Source organism: Streptomyces sp. NPDC001027, from assembly GCF_040299045.1.
Lineage (GTDB): Bacteria > Actinomycetota > Actinomycetes > Streptomycetales > Streptomycetaceae > Streptomyces.
In genome coordinates this window covers 1-15218 of record NZ_JBEPBI010000191.1, presented here as the reverse complement: position 1 = coordinate 15218, position 15218 = coordinate 1, and the positions used below count along the sequence as shown (strand labels likewise).

The window sequence follows — 15218 nt, the reverse complement described above, 5'->3', positions numbered from 1 at the left end:
GTCCACTTGTCGCCGTCCGCGTCCTCCGCCGTCTCGAACAGGCAGCCGTTGACGTTGTCGAACGTCTTCGGCTCGCCGTCGGACCGGTCCTTGGATGACGACCCACGACGACAACCCGACTGCAAGCTCAGTGAGCCTCTCCCGACGTCACCGCTCTCCCGCGAGGTCGAGATCCTTCTTGCTCGTCCCGGCCACGCCCTCAGTGCTCCGGGGTCGCCGCCAGGGGTGCGCCATCGGACCGGAGACGGCCCGCCACCACGGCTCCTCCGGCAGCTTCCCCGCCGGCTCGAACGGCTCACCCGGCCGGGGGAGCGCCACCGCCTGCCCCGCCTCCTCGGCCGCGTCCTTCGTCCACTCCCCCGGCTCCGCCCAGGCGTGCAGCGCCAGGTTGAACGTCCCCCAGTGGATCGGGAGCAGAACCCCGCCCGGACTGCCTCCCTGCAGGTCGAGATGAGCCTGCACCCCCTGCGCGGGCGACATGTGAATGTCCGGCCAGGCGCCGGGCAGCGGCGTACGGTCCGTGTGGTCCTTGGGCCAGAAGTCGGAGTACGCCCCGATCTGGATCATCGTCGCGTCGAACGGGCCGTGCGCGGCGCCGATGTCCCGGAAACCGTCGAAGTAACCGGTGTCCCCGCTGTGGAACAGCCGGTGCTCCGCGCCCGCCACCACCCACGAGGCCCACAGGGTGTGCTGGGTGTTGCGCAGGCCCCGGCCGCAGAAGTGCCGGGCCGGGGTGGCCGTCAGGGTCAGCCCGCCGACCTCGGTCGCCTCGTGCCAGTCCAGCTCGCGCAGCCGGTCGGCGGACACGCCCCAGTGCTCTAGATGGGCGCCGACGCCGAGCGGCACCGCGAACACGGTGTCCGTGCCGGCCAGCGCCTTGATGGTGGGCAGGTCCAGGTGGTCGTAGTGGTCGTGCGAGATGACGACGACGTCGACCGGGCCGAGCGCGGCCAGCGGAAGCGGCGCCGGGTGCAGGCGCTTGGGGCCCGCGAAGGCGAACGGGGAGCAGCGCTCGCCCCAGACGGGGTCGAACAGCACCCGCTGCCCGTCGATCTCGGCGAGCACGCTGGAATGCCCCATCCAGGTCACCCTGAGACCGGTGACCGGCGGTTTGGCGAGGTCGGCGAGGGTGGTGGCGTGCACCGGCACAGTGCCCGCGGGAGCACGCCGGGGGCGTTGCTCCTTGTCGAAGAAGTCCTTGGCGAAGTCCAGCATCGAGCCCGAGGGGCGGATGCGCGCCGGGCCGCCCGGGTTCTGGAAGACGCCGTCCTTGTAGTGGGGCGATCTGCGGATGCGCGCCAGGCGCTCACCGCTCGGATCCGCGCCGAAGGCCTCGGGCTGCAGACCGCGGAGCCCGGAGCTCAGGGAACGGAAACCGGACACGGTACCTCCAGGTGGAGTCGCTGAGGCATTCCATTATGGTCGCCTCGCCCGGCAACGCGTTGACAGCCCTCGCGGCCCGTCCGCGATACTGACCCACTGTTCAGTATCGCCCCGGTCTTGGAGTCCGTGTGTCCGACGCCCCCCTGCTGTCCCTGACCTGGACGGACGAGGTCACCGGCCGCCAGGGCTTCCTGGTCGTCGACCGTCTCGTGCGCGGCGTCTGCAGCGGCGGACTGCGCATGCGGGAGGGCTGCACCCTGGCGGAGGTGACCGGCCTGGCCCGCGGCATGAGCCTGAAGGAGGCCCTGCACTACGACCCCGACGCGGCCTACGTCCCGCTGGGCGGGGCCAAGGGCGGCATCGACTGCGATCCCCGGGATCCGCGCGCCTACGGGATGCTGGTGCGCTACCTGCGGGTGATGCGTCCGTACGTGGAGAGCTGCTGGACCACCGGCGAGGACCTGGGACTGACCCAGGACCTGGTGGACCGGGCCGCCGCCGAGGCGGGTCTCGTCTCGTCCGTGCAGGCGGTCTACCCGTTGCTGGACGACGCGCACGCGGCCCGCGCGCGCCTCGCGGACGCCTTCGCGGTCGAGGTGGACGGCATCGGCCTCGACGCGCTGGTCGGCGGCTGCGGAGTGGCCGAGTCCGTGCTGACGGCACTGGACCGGGCCGGCGCGCCGTACGCCGGGACCCGGGTCGCGCTCCAGGGGCTCGGCACCATGGGCGGCGCGACGGCGCGCTTCCTCACGCGCGCGGGGCTGACGGTCGTGGCCGTCGCCGACGTCCGGGGCACGATCGCCCACCCCGACGGGCTCGACGTGGAGGCGCTGCTGGCCGCGCGGGACGGCCACGGCACGGTCGACCGGTCCGCGCTGCGCCCCGGCGACCGTGAACTGCCGGGTGACGCCTGGCTGTCGGCGGACGCCGAGGTGCTGGTGCCGGCCGCCGTGTCGTACGCGATCGGCGTGCGGGAGCAGGAGCGCGTCACCGCGCGCTGGATCGCCGAGGCCGCGAACATGCCGGTCCTGCCGGAGGCGGAGGCGCTGCTGCACGCGCGCGGGGTGTGCGTCCTGCCGGACGTCGTCGTCAACTCCGGGACGAACGCCTGGTGGTGGTGGACGCTCTTCGGCGACGTCGGCACCGACGCCGAGGAGGCGTTCGGCCGCACACGACGCTCGATGCGCCTCCTGACGGAGCGGGTGCTGGCCCGCGCGGAGGCCGACGGGACGACCCCGCGGGCGGCCGCGCACGCCCTCGCGCGGGAGCGGCAGCGGGCGGTCACGGAGAGGTTCGGCGACAGCCGATGACGGCGTCGGGGCAGCTCACAGCCCCTGTGTAGGGTGACGGACGTGGCGAGGGTCCGGTTGAGCGTGGCCGAGCGGCGGGAGGAGATGCTGCGGGCGGCCATCGAGCAGATCGAGGCGCGGGGCGTCGCGGCGGTCAGGATCGCCGACGTGGCCGCGGCCCTCGGGGTGAGCAACGCGCTCGTGCTGTACCACTTCTCGACGAAGGAGCGGCTGGTCGCCGACGCGTTCGCCCGCGCGGCCCAGGAGGATCTGGCGCATCTGCGCAAGCTGGTCGGCCGCCGCACCACGGCGCTGCGCCGGCTGCGGGCGGCGGTGCGCTGGTACGCGCCCACCGGCAAGGCCAAGGGCTGGCGGCTGTGGATCGAGGGCTGGGCCGTGTCGCTGCGCGAGCCGGCGCTGCGGGACGTCGCCCGCCATCTCGACCGGGAGTGGAAGGCGGCGCTCGCCGGGGTGATCGCGGAGGGCGTCGCCGCGGGCGAGTTCCGGTGCCCGGACCCGGCCGGCACGGCCCTGCGCCTGACCGCCCTGCTGGACGGACTCGCCGTGCAGTTGACGTCCTATGCGGGCGCGGTGTCCCGGACCCGGGCACGGCAGTGGGCGGACGAGGCCCTGGACCGTGAACTCGGGCTGCCCGCCGAACCCCCTGCCCCTCCCGCCACCACCAGCCCATCCGGTCCGTCCGGCACCCCCCGCCCGTCCGACTCTTCCGCCCCTTCCGGAACCCCCGCCCCTTCCGGAACCTCCGGCCCTTCCGGCGCCCCCGGCACGCAGCGACTCTGACCACCCGACGGCTCTCAGACCAGCGCGTAGACCGCCGTCACCGTCGCCGTCGCCCGGATCTCGCCCGGCGCCGCAGGCACGGCTGCCATGCCGGCGCCGGGCGTGTCGCCGGCCGCGGGGACGGGGCGCGGGGTGGTGGACGCGTCTTCGCTGAGCGAGATCAGCCGGCCCAGGGCGCGGCCGCTGAGGCGGGCGTACTGCTCGGCCTTGGCCCGGGCGTCGGCGTGCGCCGCCTCCCGCGCACGGGCCTGCAGCGGGGCCGGGTCGGAGACGCCGAAGACCACGAAGCCGATGCGGGCCGCGTCGCCCGCGGCGTCCGTGACCGCCTGCAGCACCGCGCCGGTCCTCGCCACCTGGCGCACCTTGACGGTGAAGGACTGGGCGGCCTGGTAGCCCGTCAGCCGGGGCGCGCCGCCGGTGTAGTCGTGGACGGGCTGCAGGGAGACGCTCTCGGTGCGGACGTCCCGGTCGGCGACGCCTTCGGCGCGGACCGCGGCGAGCAGCGCGGCAGCCGCCTTGCTCTGCGTGTCCATCGCGGCCTGCGAGGTCTTGGCGGTGGCCTCGACGCCGGCGCCGACGACCGCGAGGTCGGGCTCCGCGCTCGCGCTGCCCTCACCGGTCACCGTCACGGTGGCGGCGTCGGCCGGCACGGCTGCGGGGCGGACGGGCAGCGCCGCCGCCGTGGGCGCGGCGAGCGCCGGGCCGCCGAGGGCGAGCAGGGCGACGAGCGCCGCGGCGACGGACGTACGGGAAAGGCGCATACGGGACCGGTCCTCGAAGGTGTCGGCGCGGACGGTGCGGGTGCGGTCATCCCAGCACCGGCCCCGGGTCCCGCCCCGACGCCACTCCCGTGCGATCACCTCACTGGGGGAGCGGCCGGCCCCGCGACGCTGGCGGCGGGCCGCTCCCCCACGGGCGAGCCGTGCCGCCGGACCCGCTAGGCGACCGCCGCGATGCGCATCCTGATGTCGTCGGGGGAGAGCTCGCCCTTGGCGATCACATGATCGCCGGAGGACTCCCCGCGCAGCCGGCGTCCGATCCAGGGCACCAGGTACTCGCGGGCCCAGTGCACGTCGTCCCGCCGTACGTCGAGGGCGCCGCGCGGCGGGAGCTGCGGCCAGGGCTGCTCCGGATCGGCCGGCACGTCGAGGCCGAGGGCCTGCCCGGCGCGCAGGGCCACCCGCGTGTGCCCCTCCGGGGAGAGGTGGAGCCGGTCGCCGTCCCAGGCCCTGCGGTCCTGCACGGACTTCAGGGACCACAGGTCGAGCACGGGACAGCCGTACCGGTCGGCGACGGCGCGGACGTGTCCGTTGTAGGTGGCGATCTTGCCGCGCAGATGCTTGAGCACGGGGACGCCACGGGTGTCGAAGCCGGTGGTCACCAAGACCGTGCCGGCTGCGGCGGTCAGGGCCGAGATCGCGCGCTCGAATCGCTCGGCGACCTCGTCCGGGTCGGTGCCGGGACGGAGGATGTCGTTGCCGCCCGCGCAGAAGGAGACCAGGTCCGGGGCGAGTTCCACGGCCCTGGCGAGCTGGTCCTCCATGATCTGGTCGAGCAGCTTCCCGCGGACCGCGAGGTTGGCGTAGGCGAAGTCGCCTTCGGGCCGCAGGTCCGCGAGAAGCACCGCGAGACGGTCGGCCCAGCCGACGAACGCGCCGTCGGGGCCGGGGTCGCCGACGCCTTCGGTGAAGCTGTCCCCCACCGCCACGTACGACCCGATCACTGATCTGTTGTCATTCTTCGAATCGTCTGCCACGGCAGATCATGATTCACCTTCGAATGTGACCTACGCGACCGTAGGCAGAGGTTGACGGTCGGTGAGAAAGGCCACTCGTAAAGAGTTTGCCCATCAGGGAATAGGCGCCCACACGCGGAAGTCGTTGATGCGGAAGTGGCTCCAGGTGGTGCGGAAGGCGAAGTGGCCGCCCGTGTACGGCTCCGGGTCGGTGTGGTCGAAGACCAGCCGCCCGTTGTTCCACCAGCGGACGACGGGGCCGTCGGAGACGATCCGCACGTGGTGCGGCCGGTTCGCGACGAGCAGCGGCTCGGTGTAGTCGTACAGCAGCGGGCGCACGCCCGGCTCGCCCACGTAACGGCGCAGCCTGGTCGTGGTGTTGCCGTTGGCGCCGTAGCCGACGTAGTACGTCCTCAGGTGGTCGTACTCCGCGAGGGCGCCGCCGCGCGGGGTGGCGAAGAGATCGTCCGGGGAGCGCACGTCGACGGCGTTCCAGAAGTTGTTGAGGTCGGAGACGCGGTCGTTGGGTCCGCCCGCGGAGACGGGCGTGGCGACGTACTCGATGACGTACGGCCCCTCCAGCCGCCGCCTGAACCAGACGGTCGCGCCGGCGGGCACGTCGATCTCGAGGCTCCCGCGGGAGGCGGTGACCGTACCGCCCTGTTCCCGTTCGACGGCCCACCGGCCGAGCCCGTGCCGGAAGTCGTCGTGGGCGAGGAGCCGGCGGCGGGGCGCGGCGCTCGCCGTCGCCGAGGGGGCGAGCGCCGCCAGGGCGGCGGAGGCGGCGAGTGCGCCTAATGCTCTGCGCGTCGTCGTCACGGGATGCGTCTCCTTCGGTCGGACCGGGGCGGCGGGGCGGCTTCGCGAGCGGCTGTTCCCGGGCCGACGCCTGGTCGGCGTCCCACCGGGTCCGAGGCCGCCGATGAAAGCGCTTGCCATCTGACCGGACCACTTTCTCCGGTCCCGGCGTCACCTGTCGACACCGCGACCGGACACGCCGAAGGCCGGCCCCCGGATCTTGCGATCGGGGTCCGGCCTTCGGCTGCGCGTCGGGCGGGTCGCCGGCGGGGATCAGCCGACGGAGACGCCGTGGGAGCGGAGGTAGGCGAGCGGGTCGACGTCCGAGCCGTAGTCGGGCGTGGTGCGGATCTCGAAGTGCAGGTGCGGTCCGGTCACGTTGCCCGTCGCGCCGGAGAGTCCGACCTGCTGGCCCACGCCGACCGTCTGGCCGGCCGAGACGGAGAGCTGGGACAGGTGGCCGTACTGGGCGTAGTAGCCGTCGTTCAGCTTGATGACGACCTGGTTGCCGTAGGCGCCTCCCCAGCCGGCGGAGACGACGGTGCCCGCGCCGACGGCCTTGAGCGGGGTGCCGGTCGGGACGACGAAGTCGACGCCGGTGTGGTAGCCGCTGGACCACATGCTGCCCGACTGGTGGTACGGCGTGCCGACGGTGGCGCCGGACACGGGCAGGGTGAAGTCGGCGGTGCTGCTCTCGGCGGCCTGGGCCGCGGTCTTCGCGGTGGAGGCGGCGGACGACGACGTGGACGTCGAAGGCTTCGAGGGCTGCGAGGGCTGCGACGACTTCGAGGAGGAGTCCGCGGAGGACGACGAGGGCGACGAGGACCCGGACGACTTGGGTGCGCCGACGGAGGCCTTCCCGCCGATCGACAGCTCGAGGCCCGGGTGGATCAGCGAGGGGTCGGTGCCGACGGCCTCGCGGTTGTCCTGGTACAGCTTCTTCCAGCCGCCGCTGACGTGCTGCTCGGTCGCGATCTTCGAGAGGCAGTCGCCGGAGCGCACGGTGTAGGTCGTGACGGCGGCGGTCTTGCGGGCCGCCGGGGCGGCCTGCGCGGACTTCTGGGAGACGGTCTGCGCGACCGCCTGCGAGACGGCCTGGGACGCGGACTCGGGAGTGGCCGCGTGGGCGCCGGAGGCGGCCATGAGCGGAAGGGCGAGCGCGGCCCCGCCGGTACCGGCGGCGGCTATGGAACGGGTGAGGCGCTGGGCCTTGGGACGACGGTGCTTACCCTTCGCGGGCATGACGAATTCCTCTCCGGCGCCTGCGAGGTGAGCTGTCGGGTGCGGACTGGAGATGTCCGGCCGCGTCGGGACGCGGCTTTACCCCGAGCCTGTTCCGGGACCGGAACAGGCGGTCGTGCCTGTGGGTCCCCCGCTCCTGCCGGGTACGGGTGGGTGTGCGGATTCCGGGCGGCGGCAGGATTGGGCGTCCGTCCGGATTGGTGTGGAACGTAAGCGACCGGGACGCACAGGGACAAGCAAAGGTTGCACCGCCACGGCGTTTCTCTTGATCCGCCGCGAGAATTCCCGGTCACCCTCCGTGAATCAAAACAGCCCTATTGGGTCAAGCACCCGGTAAATCCACATGAATTACGTGAACATGACGGGCGACGTACGGTCACGGATATGACGCTGCTCACGTGACGTTGCTCCAGCTTTCTTTATTCCAGAGCGAGTTATCACGAAGAATCCAATTCGGACAGAAACCTCAGATGCGACGCAGGCGGATAACCGTCGCATCGAGATCGCCCCGCAGTCCGGTCCGCAGCCCGTGGTGCAGGAGCACCGCCCCTCGGTGCACTTCTCCCGTTTCACGGCATTCGTACGACGCCGTCGGGTCGAGTCCGCGCAGCCGCAGCGCCGGGACGGGCTCCCCGAACCGCTGGGCCTGGAGCCAGGCCAGGACGACCGTCTCGTCGCCGAGCACGTACTGGACGGCGCTCAGGCCGGCCCCCGGCGGCCGCAGCCGGTACAGGTCGCCCTGCTGCACGAGCGTCCGGACGTCCTTGTAGAGGTCCACCCACCGGCGCGCCTCGGCGAGCTCCTCCTCGCTCCACTCGGCAAGGTCCCCGCCGACGCCGAGCACCCCGGCCATGGCGCTGACGAACCGGAAGCGCAGCGAGCTGACCCGCCCGTTGAGCTGTGTGTTGGGGCTGTCGGTGACCCACGCGGCCATCACCCGGGCGGGGTGGATCTGACTGAAGCCGTGCTGGATGTCGAGCCGGTCCAGCGGGTCGGTGTTGTCGGAGGTCCACACCTGGTCGGTGCGGCTCATGATCCCCAGGTCCACGCGCCCGCCGCCGCCCGAGCAGGACTCGAAGGCGACGCCGGGGTGGGCCGCCCGCAGCCGGTCCAGGAGGGCGTACAGGGCCCGTACGTGGTCGACCCACAGACGTTGCGGATAGGGGTCGTCCGGCCAGCCCGCGTCGGTGAAGCAGCGGTTGAAGTCCCACTTGACGTAGTCGATCGGCGCGCTCGACAGGAGCCCGTCGAGCTGCTCCCAGAGGTACTCCTGGACGTCCTCGCGCGCGAGGTTCAGCATGAGCTGATTGCGGAACTCCGTCCGCTTTCGTCCCGGTTGGAACTGCACCCAGTCCGGGTGCGCCCGGTAGAGGTCGCTGTCCGGGTTGACCATCTCGGGCTCGACCCAGATGCCGAACTGCATGCCGAGGGCGCGCACGTAGTCGGCGAGGGGCTTCAGCCCGTTCGGGAAGCGGTCCGGGTTGGGCTGCCAGTCGCCGAGCCCGGCGTGGTCGCCGGTACGGGCCCCGAACCAGCCGTCGTCCACCACGAAGAGTTCGACGCCGATCGCCGCGGCGCGCCGGGCGAGGGTCGCCTGCTGCTCCTCGGAGATGTCGAAGTAGGTGGCCTCCCAGGAGTTGAACAGCACCGGCCGGTCCTGCCCGGCGTCCGGGACGACATGGGCCCGCTGGTAGGCGTGCCAGGCACGGCTCGCCCCGCCGAAGCCGCCGTCGCTCCACAGACCGGCGAAGACCGGCGTGGTGAAGGACTCGCCCGCCGCGAGGCGCAGCAGACCCGAGTCGTCGTACCCGGCTCCGCCGGTGATCTGCACGCGTGCGTCGGGGAGCCGGGCGACGGCGATCCGCCAGGAGCCCGACCAGCCGAGGGCGCAGCCGTAGACCTCGCCGCGCTCCTCGGTGGCGTCGGCGTCGAGGGCGACCCAGGGCAGGTGCTGGTGGCCGGTGTGGCCGCGGCGGCTGCCGATGACCGTCTCGCCGGGGCCGAGCGGGGTGCGCGCGAGCTGCGACTCGGCGGCCCAGCGGCCGTGCAGCTGGGACAGCCGCCAGTCGTCCCGCTCGGGCAGGGTCCAGGTGGCCGAGTCCGCGCGAAGCAGTTCCAGCGGCTGTTCGCCCTCGTTGCGCAGGGTCGTCCACCGCTCGACGACGTCGCCGCGCATCCGGTAGTGGAGGGTGACGGCGAGCCCGGCGTCCCGAAAGCGCAGCCGCAGCTCGTCGCCGTCCCGCTCGTGCGCCTCGAAGGTCCACTCGGTGCCGCGGCGCTCGTCGGTGCGCACCGACAGGGCGGGGCGGACGAAACGGGGGCCGCCCTCGACCGGGTACTCCTCACGGCCGTCGAGCGGGGACTCGAAGGACGCCCCCCGCTGCGACCAGGGAAGCGCGGCCAGCGCCTCGGCGTCGGCGAGCGCGATGCCCGGGCCCCAGTGGAGATGGACCAGCTCGTCGGCCTCCGTGAGGTGGAGGGCATAGCTGCTCGTGGGCCCGGACAGGACCCAGGTGCGGCCGGCGTCGGCGATCTCGGGCATCAAAAACCCCCACTGATACGAACAGGTGCGATCAAGCGTCAACATCATCGAACGCGGTCGGCCTACGGGGCAACTTCCGGCGGACGACGCCCCACCTGGGCGGACGGCCGGCCGGTCGGCGGCTGGACGATCCGTTGCGCCAACGGCCCGTGTCGTATGGTCGAGGAGGTCCTGCCGGCCACCACGAGCCGCGCCGGCGCGGACCGACTGGGAGGGAGCCCCCGTGACGCAGCAGATCCCGTCCACCGAGCCCGAGCTGGCCGGTGTGCGCAACTTCCGGGACGTCGGGGGTCTGCCGACCGTCGACGGCCGGCGCGTGCGCCACGGCGTGCTGTACCGCAGCGGCCACCTCGCGCACGCGACCGACGAGGACGCGGCGTTCCTCGCCGGCCTGGACCTGCACACCGTCTTCGACTTCCGCAACGCCGCGGACCAGAAGCTGGAGGGCCCGGACGTCGAGCTGCCGGGCGTGCGCAACGTGAACCTGCCCCTGTCGGACCCGGCGGACGGCGCGGAGTTCTGGAAGATGGTGCGGGACGGCGAGATCGACCAGCTGCGCGGCATCCTCGGCGACGGCAAGGCGGCGGGCCGGATGATCGCCTCCTACCGCAGGATCGTCACGGAGCGCACGGCGGAGCACTCACGGGTGCTGCACGCGCTCGCCGAGGACAGCGTGCCGGCGCTGATGCACTGCGCGGCGGGCAAGGACCGCGCGGGCCTGTCCGTCGCGGTGACGCTGCTCGCCGTGGGCGTGGAGCGCGAGGCGATCCTCGGGGACTACCTGGAGTCCAACGCCAAGCACCGCCGCTACAAGGTGCACCGCAGCGCCACCTCCGCCGCCGCCTACTCCCCCGAGGTCATGGAGCTGCTCGGCCCGCTCTTCGACGCCCGCGCGGAGTACCTCGAGGCGGCCTTCGAGACCGTGGAGCAGACGTGGGGCGGCGTCGACGCCTACCTGGAGCAGGGCCTCGGCCTCTCCCCCGAGACCCGTGCCCGACTGCGCGAGCGGCTCGTGGAGTGACGGCCGCCCTACTGCTTGGCGCCCACCTCGAACAGCAGCCAGAGGAATCCCGCGAAGAGGTGTCCGACGGCGATGTAGATGATCAGCCGGATCCAGAGGGTGCGGGGGAACTTCTCCTCGATGTCGCTCATGACGTCGCTCCGGTCTCCGGCGGGTTCGGGCCCAGGCACAGCGTGGCCGTGGGGCTCTGCAGCAAGGTGTGGACGAAGAGGAGCTCGACCCCGTCGGCGTCCTGCGCGGCGATGCGGTGCGGGGTGAGCGAGTCGAAGTGCGCGCTGTCACCGGGCCCGAGCAGGTCCGTGGCGTCCGCGAGGCGCAGCCGCAGCCGCCCGCGCAGCACGTGCAGCCACTCCTCGCCGGGGTGCACCCGCACGATGTCGCCCTGCGCCCCGTACGGGACGTGGACCCGCAGGGCCTGCATCGCCCGCCCGGAGGCGCCGGTCTGCCAGTACGTCCAGCCGCCCGCGCGGGTCGGCTCCATGGCGGCGGCGCGCACGACGGCGTCCCGTGCGGCGGCGCTCTCGCCGAGCAGCTCCGAGACCGTCGTACCGTAGACCCGGGCGAGGGCGAGCAGCATCGGCAGCGAGGGCTGGCGCTGCCCGGTCTCGAGCCGGGAGAGGTGCGCGGGCGAGAGCCCGGCCGCCCGCGCGGCGCTCTCGAGAGTGAGGACGGCCCGGCGGCGCAGGTCGCGCAGCTGGGGCGCGACGGCGGACAGGGCCTCGGCCTGTTCCGCCGGGTGCTCGGGCTCGGTGGGGCTCATGTCTCCATTGGACGCCGGTCTTGCCTCTGTGGCAAATTTCTTGCCTCAGAGGCAAAACGGTCGGCGTTCCCGTCGCCCCACCGGTCTGCCGCCGCCTCCGGGGACGGGCCGTCCCGGCGGGTCGGCCGCCCCCTTTCCGGCGTCAGGTCGTGGTCAGCGGTTGGCGACCGCCTGCTTGACCAGGGTCTTGCTGAAGTCCCACATCAGTCCGCCGCCGCTGTGCGCGTCGTCCATCACCGCGGTGAAGGCGTCGACGAAGCGGTCCACCTCCGGCTCCCCCACGATCAGCGGCGGGATCAGCTTGATCACCTCCAGATGGTCGCCGGACACCTGGGTGAGGATCCGGTGGCGTTGCAGCAGCGGCACCACCACCATCTGCGCGAAGAGTCCCTTGCGCGCCGCCTGGAGCATCGTCCAGCGGCCGCGCAGCTTCAGCGACCGGGGCCGCCCGAACTCGATGCCGATCATCAGACCCCGGCCGCGGACGTCGGCGAGCAGCTCGTAGGTGTCGACGAGTGCCGCCAGCCGGGTCCTGAGCAGGTCGCCCGCGGCCCGGGCGTTGGCCACGATCTGCTCGTTCTCCATGACGGACAGCACGGCGAGCCCGGCCGCCATGGCCTGCGCGTTGGAGCCGAAACTCGCCGAGTGCACGAGCACCCGGTCCATGGAGGAGTAGACCTTCTTGAAGATCCAGTCCCTGCCGAGGGTGGCCCCGACCGGCACATAGCCGCCCGACAGCGCCTTGGCCACGCACACGAGGTCCGGCTCGACCCCGTCCTCGTGCTGGTAGGCGTAGAAGTCGCCGGTCCGCCCGAGGCCCGTCTGCACCTCGTCCGCGATGAGCAGCGCCTTGTGGCGGCGCAGCAGCTCCTGCGCGGCGCGCAGGTACCCCGGCGGGGCCTCGTGCACGCCCTTGCCCTGGATCGGCTCGACGATCAGCGCGGCGACGTCGCCCTTGCCCAGCTCGCGGGCCAGCGCGTCGAGATCGCCGAGGGGGACCGCCGTGTCGGGCAGCAGCGGGGAGAAGCCGTCCCGGAATCCCGACTCGCCGTTCACCGACAGCGAGCCCGTGGTCAGCCCGTGGAAGGCGTGGTCGCAGTACAGGACCCTGGGCCGGCCGGTGGCGTACCGGGCGAACTTCAGCGCCGTCTCCACCGCTTCGGTGCCGCTGTTGCCGAAGAACGCGCGGTCCAGGTGAGGGCTGTGCGCGAGCAGCTTCTCGGCCAGCAGCCCGGGCAGCGGCTGGCAGTCGAAGCGGGTGAGGTCGGCGAGCCCCGCGTCGAGGACGTCGTGCAGCGCCTTGCGGACGACGGGGTGGTGACGGCCGAGGCCCATCACCCCGAAGCCGGCGAGCATGTCCAGGTAGTCGTGGCCCTCGGCGTCCCAGAAGTAGGCGCCCTCGCCCCGCTCGTAGACCTTGTCGAAGCCGATGGTGTGCAGCATGCGCGGCAGCTGGTGATTGAGGTACCTGCCGTGCAGCTCGTAGCGCTCGGCTCCGCGCTCGGCCAGCAGCGCGCCGAGGTCGAACTCCGTGGTCATTCAGCCTTCTCCTTGAGTGGGCCGGCGAGCGGACCGTCGGCGGACGGAGCGCCCCGCACGGCCAGGCTCGCGCTGATCCGGCCGGCGATCTCGACGGGTGTGAGACCGACGTCGGCGAGCACCTCTCCGCGCTTGGCGTGGGCGAGGAACTGCTCCGGGACGCCGAACCGCCGTACGGGCACGTCGACTTCGGCGTCCCCCAGGGCCAGCGCCACCGCCGACCCGACGCCCGCCGCCCGGCTGTTGTCCTCGACGACCGCCACCAGCCGGTGCTCGGCGGCGAGGCCGGGCAGGGCCGGATCGACGGGTTTGACCCACCGGGGATCGACGACCGTGCAGCCGACGCCGCGCGCCCGCAGCAGCTCCGCGGCCCCCTGGCACACCGGCGCCATCACGCCGACGGCCACCAGCAGCACCTCGGGCCTTTCGGCGCGGTGCAGGACGTCCATGCCGCCCACCGTGCCGACCGCGGGGATCTCCGGTCCGACCGACTCCTTGGGGAAGCGGACCAGGGTGGGCGCGTCGTCCACCGCGACGGCCTCCCGCAGCTGGGCGCGGAGCTGCTCGGCGTCGCGCGGGGCGGCGATCCTGAGCCCGGGCACCACCTGCAGCACGGACATGTCCCACATCCCGTTGTGGGACGCCCCGTCCACGCCGGTGACTCCGGCCCGGTCCAGGACGAACGTCACCCCGCAGCGGTGCAGCGCCACGTCCATCAGCAGCTGGTCGAAGGCGCGGTTGAGGAAGGTGGCGTAGACGGCCACCACCGGGTGCAGGCCGCCGGTCGCCAGGCCCGCCGCGCTCACCGCCGCGTGCTGCTCGGCTATGCCGACGTCCCAGACGCGGTCCGGGAAGCGTTCGGCGAACCTGCCGAGCCCCACCGGGTGCAGCATCGCCGCGGTGATCGCCACGACGTCGTCGCGTTCCTCGCCGATCGCCACGATCTCGTCGCCGAAGACCGACGTCCAGGACGGCCCGCCGGCGGGCGCGAGCGGGGCGCAGGTGAGCGGGTCCATCGCGCCCACGGTGTGGAAGCGGTCCTCCTCGTGGGCGAGGGCCGGCTCGTAGCCGCGGCCCTTCTCGGTCAGGCAGTGCACCAGCACCGGCCCGTGGAAGCGCTTGGCCCGCCGCAGCGCGGACTCGACGGCCCCGATGTCGTGGCCGTCGATCGGACCGACGTACTTCAGACCGAGGTCCTCGAACATGCCCTGCGGGGCGAAGGCGTCCTTGAAGCCCTTCTTCGCGCCGTGCAGGGACTCGTAGACGGTGTGCCCGACCAGCGGCGTGCGCAGCAGGACGTCCTTCCCCCAGGCCAGCACCCGCTCGTAGCCGTCGGTCGTGCGCAGCGCCGCCAGATGGTTGGCGAGGCCGCCGATGGTGGGCGCGTACGACCGCTCGTTGTCGTTGACGACGATGATCAGCGGCCGGTTCCTGGCGGCGGCGATGTTGTTCAGCGCCTCCCAGGCCATGCCGCCGGTGAGCGCGCCGTCGCCGATGACCGCGACCACATGGCCCGTGCCGCCCTGCACCTGACGCGCCTTGGCGAGGCCGTCGGCCCAGCCCAGCGCGGTGGAGGCGTGGCTGTTCTCGATGACGTCGTGCTCGGACTCCTCCCGCGAGGGGTAGCCGGACAGGCCGCCCTTCCCGCGCAGCTTGGAGAAGTCCTGACGTCCCGTCAGAAGCTTGTGCACATAGCTCTGGTGGCCGGTGTCCCACAGGATGCGGTCGTCCGGCGACTCGAAGACCCGGTGCAGCGCGACGGTCAGTTCGACCACGCCCAGGTTGGGCCCCAGATGCCCCCCGGTCCTGGCGACCGCGTGGATCAGGAACTCTCTTATCTCCTCGACCAGTTCACCGAGTTCCGCCTCGGACAGCGCCTTCAGGTCGCGTGGTTGCCGGATGGTCTCCAGGATCGTCACGTCGGGCCCCCTCTCGGTCCGTGCCTTGCCTCAACTCACCGTCACTGCCGGTTTCCCCGTGACGACGGGGACCCCGGAGGCGGCCCCGTCCTGCTCCATCTGCTCGGCCAGCTTCATGGCCTCCTCGATGAGGGTCTCGACGATCTTCGACTCGGGGACGGTCTTGATCACCTCGCCCTTCACGAAGAT

General features: G+C 72.7%; 12 protein-coding genes, 2 pseudogenes and 1 riboswitch. Of the genes and pseudogenes, 3 read left to right on the top strand and 11 right to left on the bottom strand.

All coding sequences use genetic code 11. The features are described 5' to 3' along the window. Positions 1-147: 147 nt before the first annotated feature. Positions 148-1383, bottom strand: a complete 1236-nt coding sequence (locus tag ABT300_RS33140; RefSeq protein WP_351683656.1) for an MBL fold metallo-hydrolase — start codon at positions 1381-1383, stop codon at positions 148-150. A gap of 128 nt (positions 1384-1511) precedes the next feature. Between ABT300_RS33140 and ABT300_RS33135 the strand changes: the two genes are divergently transcribed. Both ABT300_RS33135 and ABT300_RS33130 read left to right on the top strand, forming a co-directional pair. Beyond that, positions 1512-2693: a glutamate dehydrogenase gene (locus ABT300_RS33135; protein ID WP_351683654.1), complete on the top strand. Its 1182-nt coding sequence runs from the start codon at positions 1512-1514 to the stop codon at positions 2691-2693. A gap of 42 nt (positions 2694-2735) precedes the next feature. Then, positions 2736-3332 (top strand): annotated as a pseudogene (locus ABT300_RS33130) (TetR/AcrR family transcriptional regulator); the annotation flags it as partial. 155 nt (positions 3333-3487) lie between these two features. On the opposite strand, the gene ABT300_RS33125 reads toward ABT300_RS33130, so the two are convergent. The 5 genes from ABT300_RS33125 to ABT300_RS33105 form a co-directional block, all read right to left on the bottom strand. After that, positions 3488-4234 carry an SIMPL domain-containing protein gene (locus ABT300_RS33125; RefSeq protein WP_351683648.1) on the bottom strand — a complete coding sequence of 249 codons (747 nt, stop codon included), beginning with the start codon at positions 4232-4234 and terminating at the stop codon, positions 3488-3490. 176 nt (positions 4235-4410) lie between these two features. Beyond that, positions 4411-5196 carry an SGNH/GDSL hydrolase family protein gene (locus ABT300_RS33120; protein WP_351683658.1) on the bottom strand — a complete coding sequence of 262 codons (786 nt, stop codon included), beginning with the start codon at positions 5194-5196 and terminating at the stop codon, positions 4411-4413. A 126-nt stretch (positions 5197-5322) separates the two neighbouring features. After that, positions 5323-6027, bottom strand: a complete 705-nt coding sequence (locus ABT300_RS33115) for a DUF6250 domain-containing protein (RefSeq protein ID WP_351683645.1) — start codon at positions 6025-6027, stop codon at positions 5323-5325. Between the two features lie 252 nt (positions 6028-6279). Further along, positions 6280-7248 carry a M23 family metallopeptidase gene (locus ABT300_RS33110; RefSeq protein ID WP_351683643.1) on the bottom strand — a complete coding sequence of 323 codons (969 nt, stop codon included), beginning with the start codon at positions 7246-7248 and terminating at the stop codon, positions 6280-6282. Between the two features lie 4 nt (positions 7249-7252). After that, a riboswitch (cyclic di-AMP (ydaO/yuaA leader) is annotated at positions 7253-7410 on the bottom strand. Positions 7411-7714: 304 nt separating this feature from the next. Then, the gene (locus tag ABT300_RS33105) at positions 7715-9790 is read right to left on the bottom strand and encodes an alpha-galactosidase (RefSeq protein ID WP_351683640.1); all 2076 of its coding nucleotides are present in this window, start codon (positions 9788-9790) and stop codon (positions 7715-7717) included. A 223-nt stretch (positions 9791-10013) separates the two neighbouring features. On the opposite strand from ABT300_RS33105, the gene ABT300_RS33100 reads away from it, so the two are divergent. Then, positions 10014-10811, top strand: a complete 798-nt coding sequence (locus ABT300_RS33100; protein WP_351683637.1) for a tyrosine-protein phosphatase — start codon at positions 10014-10016, stop codon at positions 10809-10811. Between the two features lie 8 nt (positions 10812-10819). Here the strand turns inward: ABT300_RS33100 and ABT300_RS33095 are convergent, their stop codons facing one another. From ABT300_RS33095 to ABT300_RS33075, 5 genes and pseudogenes are all read right to left on the bottom strand, one after another. Next, positions 10820-10942, bottom strand: coding sequence for a DUF6126 family protein (locus ABT300_RS33095; protein WP_057583803.1), 123 nt, complete (start codon positions 10940-10942; stop codon positions 10820-10822). Beyond that, positions 10939-11571: a helix-turn-helix domain-containing protein gene (locus tag ABT300_RS33090; RefSeq protein ID WP_351683634.1), complete on the bottom strand. Its 633-nt coding sequence runs from the start codon at positions 11569-11571 to the stop codon at positions 10939-10941. The genes ABT300_RS33095 and ABT300_RS33090 overlap by 4 nt, the downstream gene beginning before the upstream one ends. A gap of 153 nt (positions 11572-11724) precedes the next feature. Beyond that, the gene (locus ABT300_RS33085) at positions 11725-13110 is read right to left on the bottom strand and encodes an aspartate aminotransferase family protein (RefSeq protein WP_351683631.1); all 1386 of its coding nucleotides are present in this window, start codon (positions 13108-13110) and stop codon (positions 11725-11727) included. After that, on the bottom strand, positions 13107-15029 hold the full coding sequence (gene dxs, locus ABT300_RS33080) for a 1-deoxy-D-xylulose-5-phosphate synthase (RefSeq protein ID WP_351683629.1): 1923 nt from the start codon (positions 15027-15029) through the stop codon (positions 13107-13109). The genes ABT300_RS33085 and dxs overlap by 4 nt, the downstream gene beginning before the upstream one ends. Before the next feature lie 30 nt (positions 15030-15059). Then, a pseudogene (locus ABT300_RS33075) lies at positions 15060-15218 on the bottom strand (flavodoxin-dependent (E)-4-hydroxy-3-methylbut-2-enyl-diphosphate synthase); the annotation flags it as partial.